Consider the following 24382-nt stretch of genomic DNA (forward strand, 5'->3'; position numbering starts at 1 on the left):
AAAAGGCGAACAAGCAGCTATCGAATGGTGCCAAACACAAGGCAAGACAAACATTGAAGAATTAAATGCAGTCTTAGAAAAGACCGCTCATTCATGGTTAGATAAAAAATAATCATTAAAAGGTACCAAGGTAGTAGGCCTTGGTGCCTTTTTGACTTTGGAGGAATATTTGAAATGCAAATTGAAGAGTTAACGACTGAAAAACGTAATGCAGATACGTTAAATATCGATACGATGACGACCTTAGAAATAGTTGAAACCATCAATCGTGAAGATCAAAAAGTAGCGCAAGCTGTTTCAACTCAAAGTCACCAAATTGCCCGAGCCATTGATTTGGCAAGTGAGCGTTTTTTGCAAGGTGGACGCTTGATTTACTGTGGAGCAGGAACTTCAGGGCGTTTAGGTGTTTTAGATGCAGTTGAATTAAATCCAACTTATGGCGTTAGCCCAACCCGAGCTTTTGGAATAATGGCTGGTGGAGATAAGGCGATGTATCAAGCAATCGAAGGTGCTGAAGATTGCTTTGAGCAAGCGGGCTACGATTTGAAAAAGGTCAATTTAGGTACCAAGGATATCGTGATATGTCTAGCAGCTAGTGGCCGCACACCATATGCTTTAGGAGCCTTAGCTTATGCCAAAGAAAAACAGGCTTTAGGAATTGGAATTGCTTGTGTTGCTGATAGTCAGATGAGGGAGTTTGCTGATGTGATGATTGAAGCTGTTACCGGACCAGAGGTAATCACGGGCTCAACGCGAATGAAAGCGGGGAGTGCACAGAAAATGATTTTAAACATGTTGTCGACAGGAATCATGATTAAGACGGGCAAGGTCTATCAAAATTTGATGGTTGATGTACAGGTTACTAATGAAAAATTACAGCAACGAGCACTTAATATCATCAAACAAGCGACGAATTGCTCACCAAAACAAGCTGCTGATTTTTTAAGCGAAAGTAACCAAGGAGTTGCAAGTGCAATCGTGATGGCTAAACGTGGTTGTTCTTTAGATGAAGCTAAGCGCCTATTAGCAAAAAATAATGGTCAAATTAGCCTGGTATTAAAACAAGAGGAAAAGTAAATGGAAGCATTAACTAAAAGATTGCAACAAGCCGTTACTACTAAGCAAATTCATGGTGTCTCATATGCCTTATTGACTCCGACCAAGACTGATTTAGAATATTTAGGAATGCAGGGTGGAGAGCAAAAAATAGCCATTGCTCCTCAGATGCAATATGATCTAGCTTCACTAACAAAAGTAGTTGCTACGACGACAAGAATCTTGCAATTGTTGGCAAAGCAAAAGTTAAGCCTTGAAGATGAGATAGGAAACTATGTTTTTGATTTGGCTGCACCACACATCAAGATTAAAGACTTGTTGTTGCACACTAGTGGTTTACCGGCTGATTTAGCAAACTATCATAATTTGTCACGATTAGAATTGATAACGGCCATAAAAAATACGATGCCACGGGCTAAAATGAAAAAAAGTGTTTGCTATTCGGATTTAGGTTTTATTTTGTTAGGTTGGGTAATCGCAACAATTGATGGAGATTTAGACGAAAGTATTATAAAAAATGTATGCACTCCACTTAAAATGGCAAGCACACAGTATAAACCACAGCTTACACTAAACGTTGTGCCAACCGAATATCAAGCAAAGCGAGGAGGTTTGATTCGTGCAGTAGTGCATGATGGCAAAGCTTACCGATTAGGTGGAGTCAGTGGTCATGCGGGCTTGTTTAGTACACTTGAAGATTTGACAAATTTTATGCACATGTATTTGCAAAATGGAATTTTTCAACAACGACAAATTTTATCGCCAGAAATTTTTACATTGTTAAAAGACCAGTGCTTTGAAACACGTACACTAGGTTGGCAAGTATGGCAAAATCAGCCAACTAAACTATGGCATACGGGCTTTACTGGCCCAGTGCTTGCACTTGATTTACAACGAAAACGAGGGTTGATTTGTTTGACCAATCGAATCTGTCCAACACGCAAAAATACTGAATGGATACAAACAAGACAAGAAATACTGACGGAATTTTTTGAATAAAAAAGTGGTGATGAATTTTTTGTTTTCATCACCACTTTTTATTTTATTTAATAATTCCTAACGCACCAACAACTAATCCAAAAATGATGATTCCAAAAAGCAAAACGTTGGTATTTACTTTTTTTTGAATCAACCAGTAGACAATGAGTGTAAACATAAATGGAAGCATACCTGGTAAGATAGAATCTAACATATCTTGTAAGACAAGTTTAGTACCACCTGAGTTAAACTTGATAGGAGTCGATATAGAAACCATACTAGCCACCATCCCTCCGATTACTGAAAGACCAACGATTGAAGCAAATTGCATTACACGATCCATCAATCCTTCTTGATACAATTTAGTTAAGTATTTGCTTCCAGAGTTATATCCTAAGAATGCTCCGTAATAAGCTGTAAGTAAAGAAGGAATAGCAAAAAGACCAACAGCTAAAAGAGGTCCAAGGATACTTCCTTGTTTGGCAAATGAAAGGCCAATACCAAAAGTAATGATGCGTAAAGTTCCTTGAAAGAAACTATCACCAATTCCTGAAAATGGTCCCATTAAACTAGTTTTTATCATAGAGATTGATTCTGGTTGGAAAGAGCCATCTTTACTGGTAGCATTTTGTTCTTCCATCGAAGCGGCTAAACCCATGATAAAAGATGTCATTTGAGGAGTACAATTAAAAAACTCCATGTGCCGATGATAAGCTTCTTTTTTTGCTTTTTCATCATCTTTATACAATTTGTCCAAAATAGGCGCCATTCCAAACAAAAATCCCATATGCATCTGACGTTCGTAGTTCCAAGAGCACATAATGGTCATAGAACGTAGAAAGATTCTACGCAAATCTTTTTTTGTGATGATGCTTTCTTTGTTTTCAATATCCATAGCCTAGGCCTCCTTTTTTTGTCCAAATGTAACTTTATCGATAACAAATGCTAAGATTCCAGCAAAAAGAGTTAAGCCAATCAAATCTAAGTGGGAGTATGCAACTACTAAAAATCCAAATAGAAAGTAAGGAAAGAGTTTTTTAGAAAGCATAGTACTCAATAACATAGCAAAACCTAAGGCTGAAAGTAAATTACCTGCTACAGATAAGCCAGTTGTAATAAAATCTGGAATAGCATCTACAACATCTTTAACGATTCCAGCACCAAAGTAAATTGTTAAGAAGACAGGAATGAAATAAATTAAAGAATTTAATGTAAATGACCAACCGATATGGATAATACGAGTCTTTTTAAAATTACCTTCATCAATAGCCTTATCAGCAACATGAGAAAATTGAGCAATAATAATGCGCATCAAAATCCCTAAAAACTCCGCAGCAACAGCGATAGGAATAGCAAGCGTGAGGGCTGTTTCTGTAGAAGAATTAGAAATGATTGCAAAGGAAGTAGCTATAACACTACCGATTTGCATATCGGGAGGTCCAGCGGCCCCAATAGCAACAAAACCCATAGAAATTAACTCAAGAGAAGCTCCGAGCACAATGCCAGTATGAATATCTCCTAAAACGAGACCAGCAAGGGTGCTCAAGATAAGTGGACGACCGATGTTTTGTCTCCCAATTAGGCGAGAGTCAATAACACCAACAACATTAACAAGTCCAATTAAAATGGCTTTTATGAGCATATGAAACCCTCCTTGATTTTAAGTTGTTTTTATAAAGCAGTATATTAAAATTCAGTTGCTTCAATAGAAGAACTAGGAATCTGTTGAACAAAGATCTTGAGACCTTTATTAATTAAATCTCTTGTTATTCGGAGTTCTTCAGAATTTAAGAAAACAGCCTGTCCAAAAGATTGGCTATTTTCTTTTTTGGCTATTCCTCCGTAATTGATTTCCTGAACTTCTGGTAAAATTTCAGATACTTTGGCAGCTTCTTTAACGCCTTTAATGATAATCATGATATTTTTAGAAGAATTTGCATCAATATTTGCACGTAATTTATCAAAAGAGATAATATCTAATGAGCAATCAGCAGGTTTAGCCAAACCTAAAGCCATTGAGCGAATCGGATCGTTAGGAATATCATCATCAACTATAACAATATGATTTATTGAACAATACTTTGTCCATGAGAAAATAACCTGACCATGAAGTAAACGGTGATCGACACGAACTAATTTAATCATAATAACAACCTCCTGTAAGATATACAATTATTTTATGATATTATAATATATTATAATATCTTTAAAGGAGAAAGTACATAATATTTTAATATTATTAAAATATCCTAACAAAAAGATTTGTATTTAATATTTGTTAGGATATTTTACAAAATTCATTTCAATACAGAACAAGCATCTGAAAGGCATGAGAGAAAATGATATTTATCATTATCTTCAAAATGTTCTTTTCCTAAAATATCAGGGACTATGAAACAATGCAGGTTTGCTTCGGATGCAGCATGAGCACCAACCGGAGAATCTTCAAAAGCTATAGTGTTTAAAGGTGAAATTGAGCTTTCTTGAAGAATACGTAAATACACATCGGGATTAGGTTTGGCATTTTTTACTTGGTTACCACAACAAACATAATCAAAAAGGTCCCAAATCCCAACTTTTTGAAGTCGTTCTGCAGTTAGTGAGTATTCTATAGAAGTTGCAATCCCTAATGTAACGTTATTTTTTTTGAGATAAGATAATAACTCTGTTGCACCTGGTTGAAGAGTTAATGATGTTTCCATCCGTTGAATACCTATTTTTTTAACCGCAAGAAGTAAACTTTCAATGTTAATTTGTTTATCTGACATAGACTCTTTTAATATATTACGAACATCTTTACTAGATCTGCCGATCAATTTGCGAAAGACAAGCTCGCCAGGAGTTGTGAAATCATATGAAAGAGCAATATCATGCCAAACTTGTTCCCATATTCTTTCAGTGTTTAATAAAAGACCATCTACATCAAAAATAGCAAGTTTTGTTCTCATTTTAATATTCCAAGTGCCACATATAACGGCGAACATCAAGGGAATGACCACGATGATATGCAATAGCTTCAACAAAGACTCTGATTGCCACCCCAGATAAGATAGCTGCAATATAAGGTTTAGCTTCTTCAGGAACAGATGCTAATGGTAGATTTGTTTGGTCTAAGATTAAAACATCTTGAGAATATTTGGTTGCAAAGTTTTCAACACGTTGATCTAAGAAGCGGGTCTTACCAATACCTTTAACTAACAAGAATGGTACATCGAAATCAGTTATTTCAAATGGGCCATGAAAATATTCGCCTGAATGGATGCAACCTGAATTAATCCATTGCATTTCCATAAACCAACACATAGCGGTTGAATAAACTTCACCATAGTTTAGACCACTACCAATGGTATAGATGGTATCTTTTCTTTTATTTTTTATTGCCCATTTTGTGGCAGCATCTTTATATTGTTTTTTGGTTTGAGTACTTAGATCTGTGAGTAAATCAAGTGCTTCAAAGCAAGTTGCCCATTTTTGATCTGGTGCAAGGAGTTCAAGAACTTTAAAAAGCACACCGTAGAAAATACCTTTATTTTTATCACTGTCACTAACATCAGTTCCCCAGTCATAATGAACAGGAAATTCAGCAGCATTCCACAGTTCAGATCCTTCAAGGTTTGAAAGAGCAATTGTTAATGCGCCATTTTCACGAGCGAGCTTGGTAGCAGCGACGGTTTCGGGTGTATTACCAGAATGTGAGCAGGTGATGACAAGAGAATGTGAGTCTAATGAGGCTGGTGTGTCATAAACAAATTCATTAGCGTTATAAACTTGACTAGGAATAGTAGTCTCCTTATCAAAGATATATTTACCTGGCATCAAAACGGCTTGGGAACCACCACACGCAACAAAGTAAACGGTATTAATTGACCGATTTTTAAGTTCGTTGATGGCTTGAGTGATTTGTGATAAGTGTTCTGATCTCATTTGAGATACCCCCTTAATATATATCATTATATAATGTATTATAATCTTTAGAGATATTTTTGCAAGCGATTTTTGGGTGTTTGTTTATATTTTTTCAATAAATATTATGATTAAAATGTAAAAGTCTTATTATGTTATAATAAGACTCGATATGTAAATTCAAGAATACTTTTTTATTAAAAATATCAAAGGAGGTAGTTTTAATGGACATTAATAGCACAAAACCGTTATATCAACAGGTTGAAGCAATGATAAAGCAAGATATAGTTACTAAAAAATATATGTCAGGAGATAAGCTTCCAACAGAGTCAGAGTTATGTGAAATCTATGGAGTTAGTAAAATTACTGTTCGTAAGGCCTTAAGTAATTTAGTAGAAAAAAAATGGATAACTCGTATTCAAGGAAAAGGAACTTTTGTTTCATATGAAAATGAGAAATATACTTTGAAAGAGGCGAGAGGATTTGATAAATCTTTATCTGAGAATGGTCATATTTCGGAACATAAAATAATAAGTGCTACTTATGAAAAAGCAAATAAAAAAATTGCAAAGAAATTGAATGTTTCATTAGGAGCACCACTTACTCATGTAGTTCGTGTAATATTAGCAGATGGAGTACCAATAGGTCTAGATAACACGTATATCTCGGATGAATTATTTCCGGGAATTATGAGTGATTTAACAGCTGGAAAATCGTTATACACCATTTTAGCAGATAAGTATAATGAAACTTTGGATTATTCAATTCTTGAAATAAATGGATCGGTTGCTAATCGAGAGACTGCAGATTTATTAAATTGTTTAATGGGAGATCCAATGTTTTATGTAGAAAAAATAGGTTATGGCTTGGATGAAAAAGTATTACATTATTCTGTAACTACTATCAGATGTGATAAAGTAACTTATGTTATTAGAACTGGAGATACTTCACAAGTTACGCAAGAAAATAAAAAATAACTTATAATAACCTTGACTTTAGTCCTTACAAAGACTATTCTAGAAATAGTTAGTCCTTGTAGGGACTATTTTATTTTGGGGTGAACTTAATAAAATGAACGAAAAAAACTTTGATGCTAAAGCTAAACAAAAGCAATTAGATACGGAGATTGTGCGAGGATATCGTAGTTATGAAGATTGGGCACGACGGGTTGATTTGCCAATCTATCAGCTTTTTATCTTATATGAATTATTGGCGAGTGCTGAGCTGACGCAAAAAAATCTTGTATTATTAACTAATCTACCTAAACAATCAATAAATAAAGGTGTGCAACAATTAAAAAAGACAGGTTATGTCGTATTGCGTGAAAATAGTGCTGATCATCGCAGTAAGATTGTGACTTTGACACCAGCTGGGCACGAATATGCTATGCAAAAAGTTGCACCATTGTTTGAGTTAGAAGAGACGGTTTTGCGCAAATTAGGTATAAAACGCTTGGAAGAATTATTAGCGCTGTTACGCCTTTATGGAGATATTTTTGAACAAGAAGCCCAAGCTTATTGGCACAAGCAAGGGAAATAAGCGAAAGGAGAATTTGAAATGAAGATTATATGGCCACACTTAAAACGCTATAAGATGAGTGCTTTAGGGGCAAGTTTGTCCATCATCATTGTGGCTTTAAGTTCGGTATGGCAACCTAAATTATTACAAAATGTGTTAGATGCATTATTAGCTAATCAACAAGAGCAAGTGAAAGTTTATGGTATAGGATTGATTGTGTTAGCATTAATCGGGATTGGAGCAGGGATTGCAAATGTTTATTTTGCATCTAAACTAGCACAAGGTGTGACTAGTGATTTAAGACAACAATTATATGAAAAAATTCAAAGCTTTTCATTTGGCAATATTGAAAAATTTTCACCAGGTAGTTTAGTTGTACGTTTAATCAACGACATGAATCAGGTGACTAACTTGGTGATGACTTGTTTTATGCAGCTGTTACGGATTCCAATTATTTTCATTGGAGCGTTCACCATGGCATATGTGACCTTACCTAGATTGTGGTGGATTGAGATTATGATGGTAGTTTTGATTGCCATTGTGGCCGGTGCGACTGCCTATAAAATGGGAAAATTGTTTGATCGCTTCCAAAAATACATGGATAAAATCAATACATTGGCTAAAGAAACACTTCAAGGAATACGTGTTGTTAAGTCGTTTAATCAACAAGCCCAAGAAGAAGAGGAATTCAATAGTGTTTCTAATGATTTAAACTCATTGAATTTAGTGATTGGTTATTTGTTTTCTTTGACTTTTCCAGCATTTATGTTGGCAACTTATTTTGCGGTTATTTTGGCAATTTACATTATCGGGCAAACAATCGGTCATTATCCTAAAGATGTTGCAGCCATTAGTTCGTACGTAACTTATTTGCAACAATTGATGTTTTCGATTCTAATCGGGGCAATGACATTGATGCAGTTTACACGTGGATTTGTCTCACTAAAACGTATCAAAGAAGTGTTAGAGACTACACCTGATCTACATTTTAATCAAAATGCACCAGATTATGATTTAGATGCTAGCGTAACTTTTAACGATGTAACATTTAGCTATCCGGATGCGACGGAACCAACGTTAAAAAATATCAGTTTTACGGCTAAAAGTGGTCAGATGATAGGGATTGTTGGGGCAACGGGCTCTGGTAAATCGACACTTGCCCAATTGATTGCACGTTTATACGATCCAGACCAAGGTACAATTCAAATTGGTGGTCATGATCTAAAAGAGATTAGTGAACCGACTTTAAGAAAGACCGTTTCGTTTGTTTTACAAAAAGCAATTTTATTTTCGGGAACAATTGAAAGTAATTTACGTCAAGGTAAAAAAGATGCTAATTATGAAGAATTAAACCGTGCAGCTCAAATCGCACAAGCGGCGGAATTTATTCAAAGATATCCAGATGAGTTTGAACACGAAGTTCAAGAGCGCTCGGCGAACTTTTCTGGTGGACAAAAGCAACGTCTTTCAATCGCAAGAGGGGTTGTTGGTCGGCCTAAGATCTTGATTTTAGATGATTCAACATCTGCTTTAGATGCTAAATCTGAAAAATTGGTTCAAGAAGCTTTAGACCGTGAACTAAAAGAGACGACAACATTTGTCATTGCAGAAAAAATCATCTCCGTTTTGCATGCCGATCAAATCTTGGTTTTAGATGAAGGGCGTTTAATCGGTTGTGGAACACATCAAGAGTTATTAAAGACATCGCCAGTTTATCAAGAAATTTATGCGACACAAAAGGCTAAAGAGCACTTAGATATAGTGCAATAGAAGGGAAGTGAGCAGATGAATGATTTTAAAACGGCAATGAGTTATTTTACTAAGTATTTGAAACCATATTGGAAAGGAATCTTAGTAGTTGTTGGTTTTACGCTCGTATCGACTTGGGCGCAAGTTTTAGCACCGACATATTTAGGTCAAGCGGTCACCGAATTGACTAAGTTTGTTGAAAGTGGGGAAGTAACGCGTTTTGAACATTTCGAGGCTTCCTTAAAATTATTAGCAATCTACTTTTTATTGACTACAATTACGATTTTGATTGCTTGGGTAGTGACTTCGCGTTTCAATGCGCATTCGACTAATAATATGCGGATCAATTTATTTGCCAAACTTCAAAAAATGACAATTCGTTATTTTGACACACATCAAGATGGGAAGATTTTATCGTTATTTACCTCAGATTTAGATAATATCTTTAATGCAATGAATAATGCAGTCTTTGAGATCATCTCACAGGGGGCTTTATTTATCGGCACGATTTGGATGATGTTTTTAGTTAGTCCACCTATGGCCTTAATTACAATAGCCTCTACACCAATCGTTGTGTTAGTTAGTTTTATTATCATGAAAAAGGCACGTACGTATTTGGATCGTCAACAAGAAGATATCAGTAGTTTAAATGGTTATATTAATGAACAAATCAACGGACAAAAAGTCATCATTACTAATGGTTTGCAACAATCTTCAGTTGAAGGATTCAAGAAATATAATAATCAGGTGCGGCAAACGATGTTTCGAGGCCAACTTTACTCAGGTTTGTTATTTCCGGTGATGCAAGGCTTGTCATTGTTAAACTTAGCCATTGTGATTGCAGCAGGTTCGCTGTTTGTTTTGAGTGGCAATTTTGAAACGGCGGCTGGCTTAGGCTTGATCGTGACTTTTGTGCAGTATTCACAAACATATTTTCAACCACTAACCCAGTTGACGGCGATTTATTCGATGATGCAACTAGCTGTGACAGGGGCCAAACGCTTGGCACGTATTGAGCGCCAAGACGAAGAAGATTATGTACCAAACGGCCGCGTCTTAACAGGAATCAAAGACAAAGTCAGCCTAGAAGATGTCCATTTTGGTTACAATGAAGATAAAGAAATCTTGCATGGCATCGATATCGAAGTTGCTAAGGGCAAGGCGGTGGCGTTAGTCGGGCCAACCGGTTCAGGCAAGACGACCGTGATGAATTTGTTGAATCGTTTTTATGATGTCAATGCCGGAGCAGTCAAGTTTGACGGTGTCGATGTGCGCGAGTATACGTTGACTTCGCTACGGCAAAATGTCGGTATCGTGTTACAAGATTCAATTTTGTTTAGTGGGACCGTGGCCGATAATATCTGCTATGGTAAGCCCAACGCCTCAAAAGAAGAGGTAATCGCGGCCGCTAAGCAAGCTCAGATTCATGATTTTATTATGAGTTTACCAGATAAATACGAAACAATGGTTTCCGATGAAAATTCGTTATTTTCAACTGGACAAAAACAATTAATCAGTATTGCGCGGACGATTTTGACGGATCCGGCCTTCTTAATTTTGGATGAGGCAACATCAAATGTTGATACCGTGACAGAAGAAAAAATTCAAAAGGCAATGGATGCAGTAATCGCAGGGCGCACGAGCTTTGTGATTGCCCATCGGTTGAAGACGATTATCAATTCAGATAAGATCGTTGTTCTGAAAGATGGTGATGTGCTAGAGTATGGTAGTCATAAGGAATTACTAGCACAAAAAGGCTTTTATTATGACTTATACACTAATCAGATGGCATTTGAATAAAATGTTTCATGTGAAACACCCCCGACGAGCGGGGGTGTTTTTTGTTATGTCTGATTCAAGATATATTCACCTTTATCATAACGGCGCCGTGTTTGAGAATATTCGAAAGGTTTGCCGTTAGCTAGATAGGCAATTTGCTCGACTTCTAATACCGGATCGTCTGCTTGGCAGTTAAGATATTTAGCATCAAAAGCATCGGATTTATCAGCTCGAAAAATACGGTTGGCTTTTCCAAGATTTAACCCAAGAATATTTTTAATATATGCATAAATTGAATTATGTAAAATATCTAAGGTCAAACCAGGAATCAAATCAACTGGCATGATGGTGTATTCAAGAATTAAAGGCTCATCATCAATTACACGTTGGCGAATAATATCATAAACCAATCTATGTGAAGCTATTTTTAACATTTCACATTCTTTTTCAGTTGGGTAGCGTGTGTAAAAGGAGATAATGTTACTTTGCAAAGAACCGTGATTATCAACACTTGCAGAAAAGCCAGTATGTTCTCGAGCGTTAGCAATCGAAGGAATAATACGTGCGTTGGCTGATTGAATATAGCACCCGTGTCCACGGACTGGGCGAACGATATCTTTGATTGCTAGATATTGTAAAGATTTGCAAATAGTAACCTTACTGGTTTGGTATTTAATAGCGAGTTGCTCGATGTGTGGGAGTTGTTTGGTATAAATACCTTTAGCAATATCGGATTCGATTGCGTTTGCGATAACAATATATTTTGGCTGTTTCATGTTTTACCTCGTAAGTAAAGTTATATGTTTACTTATGATTTTACAATTATTTACGTTAAAAGAAAAATTGTTTAATATCAAATTATAGAAAACGTTTTCTTTTTCGTTGTGAAAGGAGTTAATAGTAATGACACAATTTTTTTGGGGTAACTCGGTTTCTAGTATGCAAACTGAAGGCGGTTGGAATGAAGACGGTAAAAGTTTATCTGTTTATGACATAAGAAAAGCTAGTGAAAATGCAAGTGACTGGCATTTTGCTAATGATAACTATCATCATTTTGATGAAGATCTTGATTATATCAAAGACTTAGGTATGAATATGTATCGTTTCCAGATTTCTTGGTCACGTGTTGTTAAAGATGGTGATGGACAACTCAATGAAGAAGGTCTAAAGTATTACGACCGTTTCATCGATGCCTTGTTTGCACGTGGGATTGAACCGATGATTTGTTTGTATCATTTCGATATGCCACTACATTTGGCTCAAAAATATAATGGCTTTGTTAGTAAAGAAGTTAGCGCGGCTTTTATTCGCTATGGAAAAGCGATGGTTGATCGTTATGCTAAGAAAGTCAAATATTGGATTACTTTTAACGAACAAAACTTGTATCACACTCCGAGCGAAGCTTTTAAGATTGCTGGCTACTTAGAAGGTGAAAAAACGGTTGATGAACTTTATCAAATCTCACATAACGTGATGTATTGCCACGCAGCGATTGCAAATTATTTGCATGAAACAAGTGATGCTAAGATTGGTGGAATGTTAGCTTATAGTGAAGTTTATCCGGCTAGTCCACATCCTAAAGATATTTTGTTGACACATCAATTAGATGAATTTATGAATTATACGTTATTAGATGCATTTACTTATGGCACTTATTCAAAAGCATATTTAGCTTATATTAAACAACATAATATCGATTGGAAAGCTACAGATGTAGAATTAGCAGAAATTGCTAAACTTCGTAGTGACTTTTTAAGCTTTAGTTACTATGCTTCGACAACATTGGATACATCAAAAGTTCCAGATGGAGTAGCCCCTAATTATTATTTACAATACGGTAAAAAAGACAATCCATACTTAGAAACAACTGAATGGAATTGGCAAATCGATCCAGATGGCTTTAGAGATGTTTTAAATAAAATTTATCATCGTTATCATCTGCCTGTTTTCCCAATCGAAAATGGGATTGGTGTTCAAGAAGAGTGGGACGGTCAAAATCCTATTCAAGATGATTATCGAATCGATTATCATCGTGCTCATATTAAAGCTATGCAAGCTGCGATGATTGAAGATGGTGTTGATGTTATCGGTTATTTAGGATGGGGCTTAATTGATATTTTAAGTTCACAAGGTGATATGCGTAAACGCTACGGGGTAGTTTATGTTAACCGAACAAACCATGATTTGCGTGATATGAAACGTGTTCCAAAAAAGAGTTATTATTGGCTTCAAAAAGTTATTAAATCAAATGGAAAAGATTTAGATTGATTTATAGATTAAAGGAGGATTTCTTATGGCAGACAAGACAAAGGGACAAAAATTTTTAGATAAGTTTACCGAAGTGTCGATTAAGATTGGTAACCAGGTTCATTTGCGTTCATTACGTGATGCGTTTGCAACAATCATGCCGGTCTTTATCTTGGCTGGTTTAGCCGTGCTGTGCAATAATGTTATTTTTCCTTGGTTTTTACATGGCGATATGTTAGCAAAGTTCTAAGTTTTTGGAACAGCTATTTCAAATGGGACCTTAAATATTGCTAGTGTTTTGATAGCACCGCTGATTGCTTATTTCTTATCGCGTAATAAAGGTTTTGAAAATGCAATTTCATCTTCAGCCATTGCTTTATCAGCTTTATTTATCATGTTGGCAATTAATATTAGTGTAACTTCAACAGGAGCAACTAAGGCTGTTGAAGTAACAGGGGTTGTTTTATATAGTCATATCGGGACAACAGGGATGTTTGCCGGGATCATTATCGGTCTTTTGGTAACCGAATTATATATGGCAATGTCTAAAGTTAAAGCTTTTAAAATTGATTTAGGTGATCAAGTTCCACCAGCTGTTGGTAAGAGTTTTACCGTTTTAATTCCATCATTATTAACATTAAGTATTTTTGCGGTTTTTGGAGCAATTCTAGCAGCTTGTGGGACAGATTTGGTAACATTAATTTCAACTTTAGTACAAGAACCTTTACGTAAGGTGAATACGTCTTTACTTGGTTTCTTATTGATTTATTCAACAGGTAACTTCTTGTTTACTTTAGGGATCCATCAAACTGTTATTAACGGTTCGTTACTTGATCCATTAAACTTAGTCAACATGAATGAAAATATGGCAGCTGTGGCAGCAGGTAAAGCTCCACAACATATCATTAATTCGGATTTTGTTACAGTGTACGCTCAAATGGGTGGGACAGGTTTAACGATTGCTTTGATTTTAGCTGTTTTGATTTCAAGCCGATATAAACCATATCGTGATGTGGTTAAATTAGCCGCTGTTCCAGGGGTTTTTGAAATCAATGAACCAATTATTTTTGGTTTCCCAATTGTTTTCAATATTCCAATGATTATCCCATTTGTATTTAGTCCAGTAATTGGTTCGTTGATTGGCTATTTTGCAACGGCGATTGGTATTGTAGAACCGCTTAGTGTGCTGGTTCCATGGACAACACCTCCTTTGATTAGTGGCTTTTTAGCTAGTCAAGGGGATTGGAAAGTTGTGGTTATTCAACTTGTGATTATTATTGTAACTACATTATTTTATATGCCATTTATTAAGATTGCAGAACGTGTTGCTAGAAAACAAGCTGAACAATATAATGCTTAGTTAATATTGAACACACCATTTCACGCAGAAATGGTGTGTGTTTTTTTTTGAAATCATTTCCTGGGAAATAATAACCGCCAATCAGCACAAAAATATGCTAAAATTTTTAGTAATAAGATATGTAAGGAGTGAATGCTTTGTCATTTTATAGTTTTAAAGATTTTGACAAACTCTCCGAAGTTGATATGGCAATCTATCGCTTCATAACGAATAATAGTTCCAAAATACCTTATATGCGAGTGCGTGATATTGCTAATGAAGCACATGTTTCCAATAGTTCTATCATGCGTTTCATTCATAAGTTAGGGTATAGTAGTTTTCCAGAGTTTAAAGTCTTATTTCAAAGCGAACAGCGTCGCAAATCTGGTGAGCCAACAGGCATGAAGTTTGTAACTAAGGAGAATTTTCCTGCCGATATTGAAGACAAGATTAAAGTTGTCGCACAAAAAATTTTTGAAGCAGATAGTGTAATCTTTTTAGGGATTGGTTCATCATCAATGTTTGCAGGCTATGGAACACGCCAGATTGCTGTCCATGAAATCAACACTTTTTATGTTTCCGATCCATTTTATCCGCTAGCTGAACAGCTAAAAAACTCAACTAACAATGTTTTGATAACTATCTCAAATTCGGGTGAAACGCCGGAGTTGATAGCGTTGTTGAACAATTTTGTCAATGATGCAGATGCGAGTTTAGTGGCCATCACAGGTAATAGTAACAGTACAATTGCACGCTTGAGTCAGTATAATTTGTCGTACCATGTTCCGATACATAAGATTGGCCAATTTTATGATATGACAACTAAAGTTCCGGTGTTGTACATTATGGAAAGTATTTTAGAAAATCTAGCTTATTTGGATGGGAAATAAATGGAACACAGTGTTCCGAAAGCGGAATCATACACAAAACACGTAGCTTTGTTTCTAAACGCTTTCAAGGTCTTGTTGAACTGTAATCGCTTCAATAAAATGTAAGTATCAACAGAATTTATTGATAAAAGGAGAGACTACAATGTTTAACAAATTTAATGGCTTCATGGAAAGAAGCATTGTTCCATTTGCTGCTAAACTTAACGAACAACGTCATGTTGCTGCGATTAGGGATGCCTTTATGTATACTTTCCCAATTACTATGGCGGCATCTTTGGTTATTTTGATTAACAACTTGCTTTTCTCTAAGGATGGGTTTATTGCACAGATCTTATTTTTACCTAAATTTTTCCCCAACCTTAATGATGCACAAAGTTGGTTAAATTCCGTAACAAACGGGACAATGGATATTTTGTCTATCTTTATTGCTTATTTGGTAGCGCAAAACTTGGCTAAACATTTCAAAGCTGACGAAATGTTGACTGGTTTGACAGGAATTGCGGTGTTCATGATTTTATATACACCAGCAATCGTCAAAGATGGAATCAACTATTTACCTAAGACTTATTTAGGTGCCCAAGGCTTGTTTGTGGCGATGATTTGTGGGGGCTTAGTCGGAGAATTCTTGCCAAAGCTTTTCAAAGTCAAGAAATTACAAATCAAAATGCCAGATATGGTTCCACCAGCTGTTGCACGTTCATTTAATGGGATGATTCCTATTGTAATTATTATTATGTTAGCTGCGATTTTAAATCATTTGATTTCGCTTTTCTCACCGGAAGGTATCAACCAAGTTATCTACGATGCAATCCAAACACCGCTTCGCAAGGCAGGGGTTAATATCTTTAGTGTAGTCTTGTTTGCGATTGCCCAAAATCTTTTATGGTTAGTTGGTATTCATGGACCAAATACATTAAATGCTTTGCGTTCGGTTATCTTTACTGAGGCAGATTTAAGCAACCAACAATTTATCAACGCTCATGGAACAGCTTGGGGTGTACCATACCGTGTGACTTGGGGAACAATGAATGACGTATTTGCCAACATGGGTGGTAGTGGGATGACTTTAGGTTTATTGATTGCGATTTTTATTGCTTCTAAACGGGAAGATTATCGTTCAATCGCCAAGATGGCATTTGTTCCAGGATTGTTTAACATCAACGAACCATTGATGTTTGGTTTACCAATCGTGATGAATCCTATTTTAGCTGTACCATTTGTCTTGACTCCAGTGATTAATATTTTAGTGGGATATTGTGTAACTACAGTTTGGAATTTGATTCCAACTCCGGCCTTTGGCTTAACTTGGACAACTCCAGGACCGTTAATGCCATTTTTAGGAACGGGTGGTAATTTATTAGGTTTAGTAATTGGATTTATCTGTTTAGGAATCTCAATTTTAACTTACTTACCATTTGTGATTGCAGCTAATCGTGTAGCTCAAAAAGAACAACAAGATACACAAAATGCCTAATATATTTATGTTGGAGGAAGAGAAATGACACAAGATACACGCAAGTTTCCAGAAAACTTCTTATGGGGCGGTGCAGTAGCTGCCCATCAGCTCGAAGGTGGATATCGTGAAGGGGGTAAAGGTTTAAGTACTGCTGATTTATCAACCTTAGGTAGTAAGGATCATCCACGTGAAAATACAGCAACCATTGAAGAAGGCAAATACTATCCTAATCATCAAGGAATCGATTTTTACCATCGTTATCCTGAAGATATCAAACTTTTTGCCGAAATGGGCTTTAAGTGTTTTAGAACATCGATTGCATGGACACGAATTTTTCCAAATGGTGATGAAAAAACACCTAATGAAGAAGGTTTGAAGTTTTATGATGATATGTTTGATGAATGCTTGAAATACGGTATTCAACCTGTTATTACCTTATCACATTTTGAAATGCCATATCACTTAGTAACGGAATATGGTGGTTGGCGTGATCGCCGTTTGATTGATTTCTTCTTGAATTTTGCTGAAGTTTGCTTCAAGCGTTACCATAAAAAAGTTAAATATTGGATGACTTTCAATGAAATCAATAACCAAACAAATTTTGAAAGTGCAGGAGCTGTTTATAGCGATTCTGGTTTAGTTTTTGGGCCGGATGATAATAAGGAACAATTGATGTATCAAGCAGCTCATTATGAATTGGTCGCTAGTGCTAAGGCCGTGGCTTTAGGTCATCAAATTGATCCTAGTTTACAAATTGGGAGCATGATTGCGATGTGTCCAATTTATCCAATTTCTTCTAAACCTGAAGATATTTTATTTGCGCAACGTGCAATGCAAACCAGATATTGGTTCTCAGACGTCCATTGTAATGGTTTTTATCCGAAATGGTTACTCAATCATTTTGAGACACAAGGTTTTGAGATGGATATTACCCCAGCTGATTTAGCGGCCTTAAAAGAAGGTACCGTTGATTATATTGGATTTAGTTACTATATGTCATTTGCTGTTAAATACAAAGGCAATCTATTATACAATGAAAATCAAGATTTAGTGGCTAATCCATATGTCAAGGCTAGTGATTGGGGTTGGCAAGTTGATCCAGTTGGCTTACGCTATGCATTAAACTGGTTTACAGATCGTTATCATTTACCATTATTCATTGTGGAAAATGGCTTAGGAGCTATCGACCAACTTGGAGAAAACAATGAAATTCATGATGATTATCGTATCAAGTATTTACGCGAACATTTAGAACAAGTTAAGAAAGCTATTTTAGATGATGGTGTTGACTTGTTAGGTTATACCCCATGGGGATGTATTGATTTAATTGCAGCAAGCACGGGACAAATGTGTAAACGTTACGGATTTATTTATGTTGACCAAGACGATTATGGGCAAGGGAGTCTAAAACGTTATAAGAAAGATTCTTTCTATTGGTATCAAAATGTTATCGCAACTAATGGTGCTCAACTTTAATAAAACAATGAAAAACAGCTTATCTTAGAGATTAGCTGTTTTTTTGGTATATATCAAGACTTATTAACTTATGATATAGTTATAACAAGATAAAGATGGAGGAGATGGTATGATGAAAAATCAAAAATTAGTGCTTGGCTATATAGGCAACGGGAAAAGTTGTAATCGATACCATTTACCGTTTGTTTTGCAACGCCCAGCCACATTTGAAGTAAAGACGATCTATGCACGACATATTAATCATGATGTTTGGGCACAAATACCTGGGATAGAGTATACGACTGATTTAGAACAGTTATTAAACGATCCTGCCATCGACCTGATCGTGATTACGACCCCGCATCAAGTTCATTATCAATATGCCAAGATGGTGCTAGAACATGGCAAACACTGTCTAGTTGAAAAACCATTCACACAAACTGCTAAAGAAGCTAAGGAACTTTTTAATTTGGCCAAACAAAAAGGCTTGGTCTTGAGCGCTTATCAAAATCGACGCTATGACAGTGACTTTTTAACTGTTCAAAAGGTTATCGAAAGTCAAAAATTAGGAGATTTATTAGAAATTGAGATGCATTTTGATTACTATCGTCCAGAAATTCCCGAGGCTGCCCATGAATTCAATCCGGATGCTTCGTATCTTTATGGGCATGGCTGTCATACCTTAGATCAAGTTATCAGTTATTTTGGTAAGCCCGAGCGGATTAATTATGATGTACGTCAACTATTAGGCCAAGGGAAGATGAATGATTATTTTGATCTTGATTTATATTATGGCGCCTTGAAGATTTCTGTTAAATCTAGCTATTTTAGAATCAAAGCACGACCAAGTTTTGTGGTTTATGGCAAAAAAGGAATGTTTATTAAAGAGTATAAAGATCGTCAAGAAGAGCATTTAAAACTTTTTTATATGCCAAATAATCCTGACTTTGGTATGGATCTACCCCAACATTATGGAACGCTAACTTATTATGATCAGCAAGGAAATTATCATGAAGAAAAGGTTGTTTCACAACGTGGCGATTATGGCTTGTTTTATGATGATTTATATCAAACGATTGTCAATGACAAACCACAAGTTGTAGCTCCATGGCAAACAATTTTACAAATGGAAATCTTAGAAAATGGAATCAAAGACTTACATTAGGAGGTAGATGCGATGCCCAAAAAACAACCGATTTTTTTAGAAATCGCAGATAAATTGCAACAGCGAGTAGCTGATAATGTTTACGTCCACTCACAAAAGTTACCTTCTGAATATGAATTAGCCAATGATTTTGGAGTAAGTCGTTTAACGGTTAGAAAAGCCATCGAACATTTGGTTAAGCAAAATGTCTTGGTTAAGCGCAAGGGATATGGAACTTATGTGATGCAAGATTCCAAGATTCAAAGTGGCAAAGGCGGACTGTTAAGCTTTTCAGAAACAGCAAAACTTTATAATAAAACTTCACAAACTGAATTATTAAAGTTTGAAAAGTTAGTTTATGATGAACAACTTTGGAGTCTATTACAAGCTGATAAAGATGAAGTCGTTTGGCGAATTGTCAGATTGCGTAAATTTGACCAAGACCCGATGACCGTTGAAAATATCTGTATTCGTGCCCGTTACTTAGGCGAGGTGACGCCCCAAGATTTGGTCGGTTCGCTCTTTAAATTGATCGAGCGACAAAGTGACATTGCTTATTCACATCAAGAAGTACAAGCAGCCGTTGTCGATCAAAAATTAGCTACTAACTTGCAAGTACCTGTAGGCGAGGCGATTCTAGTGGTTAAATCGATGACATACGCCGCCAATGGAACACCGTTATTCTATGATGTTTCGCATTATCGAGCTGATAAGTATACTTTTAAAGTAACACTTCAAAGATAATAAAAAACAGGTATATACAAAACAGTATATACCATGTATAATGTCTATGTAAGCGGTTGATTTTATTTAATGATAGTTGCAAGAAGATTAAAAAACATTGAAAATAACCGATATAAATGCTAATCTTAAGTTATTGTTATTTAAGAAGAATCGTTGATTTTTAAATGTTTATCAAAATTGATGGTATCTAATCTTCTTCTAATTTTTGGATTAACGTGAAAGGATGACACGCAGTGAGCACTAAAGTAGAGGCAAAAACGAAGCAACAAGAACCAAGTCTTGGTCGCCGTTTTGCGGGCTATGTGGTCGATTGGTATGTAGGCGGGTTGTGTACCTCTTTACCGATTGCCTTGGTTTCGCAAAAACTTTATCGAACAATGCTTGAACAAAACTTACTGAAGTTTCCCACCCCATTTGGGTTGCTTGCCGGGAGTTTAGCGTTGCTTTTTGCTGTTTTTTATTTTGTGATTGTGCCGACTTACATTTATCCCGGGCAAACCTTAGGTAAGAGATTGTGTAAGATAGCCATTGTTAAAGACAACGGAACTAAGGTAGGACTAAAAGATTTGCTCTTAAGACAAATCGTAGGAATTTTTATCATCGAGGGCTCTATCGTGACGGCAAGTGCCATTTGGCATCAATTAGCAGAGTTGTTGACAGGAGTGAAGTTGGTAACTCCGTTGATGTATGTGGGAATGGTGGTTAGCATCATTAGTGCGTTGCTCGTAGCCTTTGGCAAACGGCATAAAGCAATTCATGATTATGTGGCACAAACAAAAGTAGTTATGGTTTCACGTGAAACAAATTAGCTAAAAAATAACAATAATTTTTTTAGGAGGAATAATTATGAAAAAGATTTATTTATTCTGTAGTGCAGGTATGTCTACAAGTATGTTGGCTAACAAGATGCAAGAGGTGGCAAATGCACATAATTTGCCAATCGAAGTAAAGGCTTTTGCTCATAATAAAATCGGAGAAATTATTAAAACTTTAAACCCAGATTGTATCTTATTGGGACCACAAGTTAATTATATGTATGAAGAAACTGTTAAGGAATATGGTGAATTAGGAATTCCTATTGCAGTGATTGATCAAGCAGCATACGGTATGATGGATGGTGAAAAAGTCTTAAAGACTGCTATTAAGTTAATTAAAGAAAATAAAAAATAATTGGAGGAGGTTTTTTAGATATGATGAAGAAGCTAGAAAAAATCTTGATGCCACTGGCCGAGGCCATTGGTCGTAACAAGTACTTGGTTTCAGTTCGTGACGGTTTTTTAGTCTCGACACCACTTTTAATTGCAGGTTCGATTTTCTTGTTAATTGCTAACTTTCCAATTCCTGGATGGACAGAAATTTTAGAAAAGATTGTGATTAACTCAGCTACTGGTGAAACATTAGCATCATTTATCAGCAAGCCATCTAGTGCAACATTTGATATTATGGCTATTTTTGCAGTTATGGGTATTGCTTATTCTTTTGCACGTCAGATGAAGACTGATAAGATTTTTGGTGCTGCTGTTGCTTTGATGTCATGGTTCTTAATTATGCCTTATAGTGTAACAGGAACTGTTGAAGTTGGTAAAAAGACAGTAGATGCAACTTTAGCTGGTATTCCATTAGGTTGGGTTGGTGCTAAAGGTATTTTTGTTGGTATTATCGTAGCTTTTGTTTCTGTCCATATCTATGCATGGGTTGAAAAGAAAGGTTGGGTTATTAAAATGCCTAATGGTGTACCACCAACCGTTGTGCAATCCTTTGCAGCTTTAATTCCTGCAACGGTTGTTATGGGCTTTTTCTTTTTACTTAACTTGATTTTTGGTTACTTCCAAACAAATGTGTTCCAAATTATCTTTGAATTCTTGCAAACACCATTACTTAACTTAGGGGATACCTTAGGTGCTATGGTTATTGCTTATATCTTCTTACATTTGTTCTGGTTCTTTGGTATCAATGGTGGCTCTGTTGTAGGTGCCGTGTTTAATCCGATTTTGCAAACATTGGCAATTGAAAACTTAAACTACTTTAAGACCGGAGAAGGTCAAGGACACATTATTTGTCAACAATTCCAAGATTTATTTGCAACATTTGGTGGTGCAGGTTCAACGCTATCTTTGATTATTGCGATGTTATTCTTCTGTAAATCAAAACGTATTACTGAATTGGGTAAACTTGCTTTAGTACCGGGAATCTTTAATATTAACGAACCAATCATTTTTGGGTTGCCAATCGTGTTGAACCCAACGATGTTGATTCCATTTATTCTTGTTCCTACTTTAAACATTGTAATTTCTTATATTGCGATGAGCATTCATCTAGTTCCAATTTGTAATGGTATTCAGATTCCATGGACGACGCCGTTGATTATTTCTGGTTTCTTTGCAACTAACTGGGTTGGTGCAATTTTACAAGGTTTATTATTGATTTTGGGTGTCTTTGTTTATATGCCATTTATTAAAATCATGGATAAGCAATATTTAGAAGATGAAGCAAAAGCTAATGAAGCTAATGACGATGATGATATTTCATTAGATGATATTTCGTTTGATGATCTTTAAAATTTTACTAGGGGGCATTTAAAATGCTTAAGGTTATTATGATTTATGATCAAATTCAAGCTGGAGCAGGAATTAAAGACGATCATATGATTCCGTTAGCCGCTAAAAAAGATGCGGTAGGACCAGCGATTATGATGGAGCCATATCTCAAAAAAATTGACGCTAAAGTTGTGGCTTGTTTATATTGTGGTGATGGTTTTTATGAAGCTAATCCAGATGAAGTGAGCCGTAAATTATGCGCGATGATCAATAAACTAAAACCTGACGTAGTAATGTGTGGACCAGCTTTTGATTACCAAAACTATGGCAAGATGGCTGCGCGTGTAGCTTATGACATTAACCAAACAACTTCGGTTCCTGCATTAGCTGCTATGGCAGTTGAAAATGAAGAGACAATTGCTGCATATAAGGATAAAGTTCATATTGTTAAGACACCTAAAAAAGGTGGTATTGGATTGAATGAATCTTTAGAAAATATGTGTAATCTTGCTAAGGCATTAGTTGACGGTGCAGACGTAACGTCATTGACAAATGAATATTGTTTTTAAATAAAATAACTTGAAGGATGTGTTTTTAACGCATCCTTTTATTACAGGAGGAAAAATTTTATGTGGGGTATCATTGCAACATGGCGTATGGCCTATGAAGGAATCGAAAAAGCAGCACATATGTTAGCTGATAATCAAAATGCAGGTGATGCAATCGAAACAGCGGTTAAAGCAGTTGAAGATTTTCCATTCTATAAATCAGTTGGATATGGTGGCTTACCGAATGAAGAGATGCAAGTTGAATTAGATGCAGCTTACATGGATGGTGATACATTAGATATTGGAGCAGTAGCGGCTATCAAAGATTTTGCTAATCCAATTTCGATTGCGCGTCGTTTATCGCAAGAAAAAGTCAATAATTTGTTAGTCGGTGAAGGTGCAGAAAAGTTTGCACATAAAGAAGGCTTTGAACGTAAAAATATGTTAACTGATCGTGCTAAGATTCATTACAAGAATCGTGTTAAAGAAACACAACAGTTAGAAATCAAACCATATTCAGGACATGATACGGTGGGTATGATTTGTTTAGATCAAGCTGGAAAAATGACAGCTGCAACTTCGACAAGTGGTCTATTCATGAAAAAAGCAGGGCGCGTTGGCGATTCGCCTATTTCAGGTTCTGGCTTTTATGTTGATAGTGAAGTCGGAGGGGCTAGTGCTACTGGTTTAGGTGAAGATGTGATGAAAGGCTGTGTTTCATATGAAATTGTTCGTTTGATGAAAGAAGGTCTACATCCACAAGAAGCTTGTGAGCGCGCAGTTAATATGTTTGATCTTGAATTGAAAAAACGCCGTGGTAAAGCAGGTGATATGTCTTTAGTAGCGATGAATAACAAAGGACAATGGGGAGTTGCTACTAATATTGAAGGCTTTTCGTTTGCAGTAGCAACAGCTAATGAAGAACCGATTGTTTATTTGACAAAAAATGTCGCTGGCAAATGCATCCATGAACCAGCAACTCAAGAATGGTTAGATGAATATATGGCAACAAGAACAGCACCATTAGAGGAAAAATAAT

Annotated in this window: 23 protein-coding genes and 2 pseudogenes; 19 read left to right on the forward strand and 6 right to left on the reverse strand. The window is 36.0% G+C overall.

Annotated elements, in window-relative coordinates:
• From QM017_RS08930 to QM017_RS08940, 3 genes and pseudogenes are all read left to right on the forward strand, one after another.
• Positions 1-112: pseudogene (locus QM017_RS08930) on the forward strand (tagatose-bisphosphate aldolase); the annotation flags it as partial.
• A gap of 62 nt (positions 113-174) precedes the next feature.
• Positions 175-1077 carry an N-acetylmuramic acid 6-phosphate etherase gene (murQ, locus tag QM017_RS08935; RefSeq protein WP_282709589.1) on the forward strand — a complete coding sequence of 301 codons (903 nt, stop codon included), beginning with the start codon at positions 175-177 and terminating at the stop codon, positions 1075-1077.
• Positions 1078-2055, forward strand: a complete 978-nt coding sequence (locus QM017_RS08940) for a serine hydrolase domain-containing protein (protein WP_282709590.1) — start codon at positions 1078-1080, stop codon at positions 2053-2055.
• A gap of 43 nt (positions 2056-2098) precedes the next feature.
• Here the strand turns inward: QM017_RS08940 and QM017_RS08945 are convergent, their stop codons facing one another.
• From QM017_RS08945 to QM017_RS08965, 5 genes are all read right to left on the reverse strand, one after another.
• A complete protein-coding gene (locus QM017_RS08945) occupies positions 2099-2923 on the reverse strand; it encodes a PTS system mannose/fructose/sorbose family transporter subunit IID (protein ID WP_349238502.1) in 825 nt (274 codons plus the stop codon).
• Positions 2924-2932: 9 nt separating this feature from the next.
• A complete protein-coding gene (locus QM017_RS08950; protein WP_178197119.1) occupies positions 2933-3676 on the reverse strand; it encodes a PTS sugar transporter subunit IIC in 744 nt (247 codons plus the stop codon).
• Positions 3677-3720: 44 nt separating this feature from the next.
• Positions 3721-4179, reverse strand: a complete 459-nt coding sequence (locus tag QM017_RS08955; protein ID WP_178197118.1) for a PTS sugar transporter subunit IIB — start codon at positions 4177-4179, stop codon at positions 3721-3723.
• Positions 4180-4331: 152 nt separating this feature from the next.
• Positions 4332-4982, reverse strand: a complete 651-nt coding sequence (locus QM017_RS08960; protein ID WP_282709592.1) for an HAD family phosphatase — start codon at positions 4980-4982, stop codon at positions 4332-4334.
• Between the two features lies 1 nt (position 4983).
• On the reverse strand, positions 4984-5958 hold the full coding sequence (locus QM017_RS08965; RefSeq protein ID WP_282709593.1) for an SIS domain-containing protein: 975 nt from the start codon (positions 5956-5958) through the stop codon (positions 4984-4986).
• A gap of 203 nt (positions 5959-6161) precedes the next feature.
• Between QM017_RS08965 and QM017_RS08970 the strand changes: the two genes are divergently transcribed.
• From QM017_RS08970 to QM017_RS08985, 4 genes are all read left to right on the forward strand, one after another.
• Positions 6162-6914 carry a GntR family transcriptional regulator gene (locus QM017_RS08970; RefSeq protein ID WP_282709594.1) on the forward strand — a complete coding sequence of 251 codons (753 nt, stop codon included), beginning with the start codon at positions 6162-6164 and terminating at the stop codon, positions 6912-6914.
• Positions 6915-7008: 94 nt separating this feature from the next.
• The gene (locus tag QM017_RS08975) at positions 7009-7476 is read left to right on the forward strand and encodes a helix-turn-helix domain-containing protein (protein ID WP_282709595.1); all 468 of its coding nucleotides are present in this window, start codon (positions 7009-7011) and stop codon (positions 7474-7476) included.
• Between the two features lie 18 nt (positions 7477-7494).
• Complete coding sequence (locus QM017_RS08980) at positions 7495-9225, forward strand: ABC transporter ATP-binding protein (RefSeq protein WP_282709596.1); 1731 nt, start codon at positions 7495-7497, stop codon at positions 9223-9225.
• A gap of 15 nt (positions 9226-9240) precedes the next feature.
• Complete coding sequence (locus QM017_RS08985) at positions 9241-11004, forward strand: ABC transporter ATP-binding protein (RefSeq protein WP_282709597.1); 1764 nt, start codon at positions 9241-9243, stop codon at positions 11002-11004.
• Positions 11005-11048: 44 nt separating this feature from the next.
• Here QM017_RS08985 and QM017_RS08990 read toward each other — a convergent pair whose 3' ends face one another.
• Complete coding sequence (locus tag QM017_RS08990; RefSeq protein ID WP_282709598.1) at positions 11049-11759, reverse strand: GntR family transcriptional regulator; 711 nt, start codon at positions 11757-11759, stop codon at positions 11049-11051.
• 127 nt (positions 11760-11886) lie between these two features.
• Here QM017_RS08990 and QM017_RS08995 point away from each other — a divergent pair, with 127 nt between their 5' ends.
• The 12 genes and pseudogenes from QM017_RS08995 to QM017_RS09050 all read left to right on the forward strand — a co-directional run bounded on the left by QM017_RS08995 (position 11887) and on the right by QM017_RS09050 (position 24381).
• On the forward strand, positions 11887-13251 hold the full coding sequence (locus QM017_RS08995) for a glycoside hydrolase family 1 protein (protein ID WP_282709599.1): 1365 nt from the start codon (positions 11887-11889) through the stop codon (positions 13249-13251).
• A gap of 25 nt (positions 13252-13276) precedes the next feature.
• Positions 13277-14590, forward strand: a pseudogene (locus tag QM017_RS09000) (PTS transporter subunit EIIC).
• A gap of 137 nt (positions 14591-14727) precedes the next feature.
• The gene (locus tag QM017_RS09005) at positions 14728-15459 is read left to right on the forward strand and encodes a MurR/RpiR family transcriptional regulator (protein ID WP_282709600.1); all 732 of its coding nucleotides are present in this window, start codon (positions 14728-14730) and stop codon (positions 15457-15459) included.
• Between the two features lie 142 nt (positions 15460-15601).
• Positions 15602-16933: a PTS transporter subunit EIIC gene (locus QM017_RS09010; RefSeq protein ID WP_282709601.1), complete on the forward strand. Its 1332-nt coding sequence runs from the start codon at positions 15602-15604 to the stop codon at positions 16931-16933.
• A 24-nt stretch (positions 16934-16957) separates the two neighbouring features.
• A complete protein-coding gene (locus QM017_RS09015; RefSeq protein WP_282709602.1) occupies positions 16958-18391 on the forward strand; it encodes a 6-phospho-beta-glucosidase in 1434 nt (477 codons plus the stop codon).
• Positions 18392-18503: 112 nt separating this feature from the next.
• Positions 18504-19535, forward strand: a complete 1032-nt coding sequence (locus QM017_RS09020; protein ID WP_282709611.1) for a Gfo/Idh/MocA family oxidoreductase — start codon at positions 18504-18506, stop codon at positions 19533-19535.
• Between the two features lie 12 nt (positions 19536-19547).
• Positions 19548-20258 carry a GntR family transcriptional regulator, LSA1692 subfamily gene (locus QM017_RS09025; RefSeq protein WP_178198154.1) on the forward strand — a complete coding sequence of 237 codons (711 nt, stop codon included), beginning with the start codon at positions 19548-19550 and terminating at the stop codon, positions 20256-20258.
• 233 nt (positions 20259-20491) lie between these two features.
• The gene (locus tag QM017_RS09030) at positions 20492-21067 is read left to right on the forward strand and encodes an RDD family protein (protein ID WP_178198153.1); all 576 of its coding nucleotides are present in this window, start codon (positions 20492-20494) and stop codon (positions 21065-21067) included.
• Positions 21068-21104: 37 nt separating this feature from the next.
• The gene (locus QM017_RS09035; protein WP_178198152.1) at positions 21105-21428 is read left to right on the forward strand and encodes a PTS sugar transporter subunit IIB; all 324 of its coding nucleotides are present in this window, start codon (positions 21105-21107) and stop codon (positions 21426-21428) included.
• A gap of 20 nt (positions 21429-21448) precedes the next feature.
• A complete protein-coding gene (locus tag QM017_RS09040; protein WP_178198151.1) occupies positions 21449-22816 on the forward strand; it encodes a PTS sugar transporter subunit IIC in 1368 nt (455 codons plus the stop codon).
• A 23-nt stretch (positions 22817-22839) separates the two neighbouring features.
• Positions 22840-23364: a GrdB-related putative oxidoreductase gene (locus QM017_RS09045; RefSeq protein WP_178198150.1), complete on the forward strand. Its 525-nt coding sequence runs from the start codon at positions 22840-22842 to the stop codon at positions 23362-23364.
• 60 nt (positions 23365-23424) lie between these two features.
• Positions 23425-24381 carry a N(4)-(beta-N-acetylglucosaminyl)-L-asparaginase gene (locus QM017_RS09050; RefSeq protein WP_282709603.1) on the forward strand — a complete coding sequence of 319 codons (957 nt, stop codon included), beginning with the start codon at positions 23425-23427 and terminating at the stop codon, positions 24379-24381.
• Position 24382: the final 1 nt, after the last annotated feature.

The sequence above is a fragment of the Ligilactobacillus sp. Marseille-Q7487 genome (assembly GCF_949152225.1).
Classification (GTDB): Bacteria; Bacillota; Bacilli; order Lactobacillales; family Lactobacillaceae; genus Ligilactobacillus.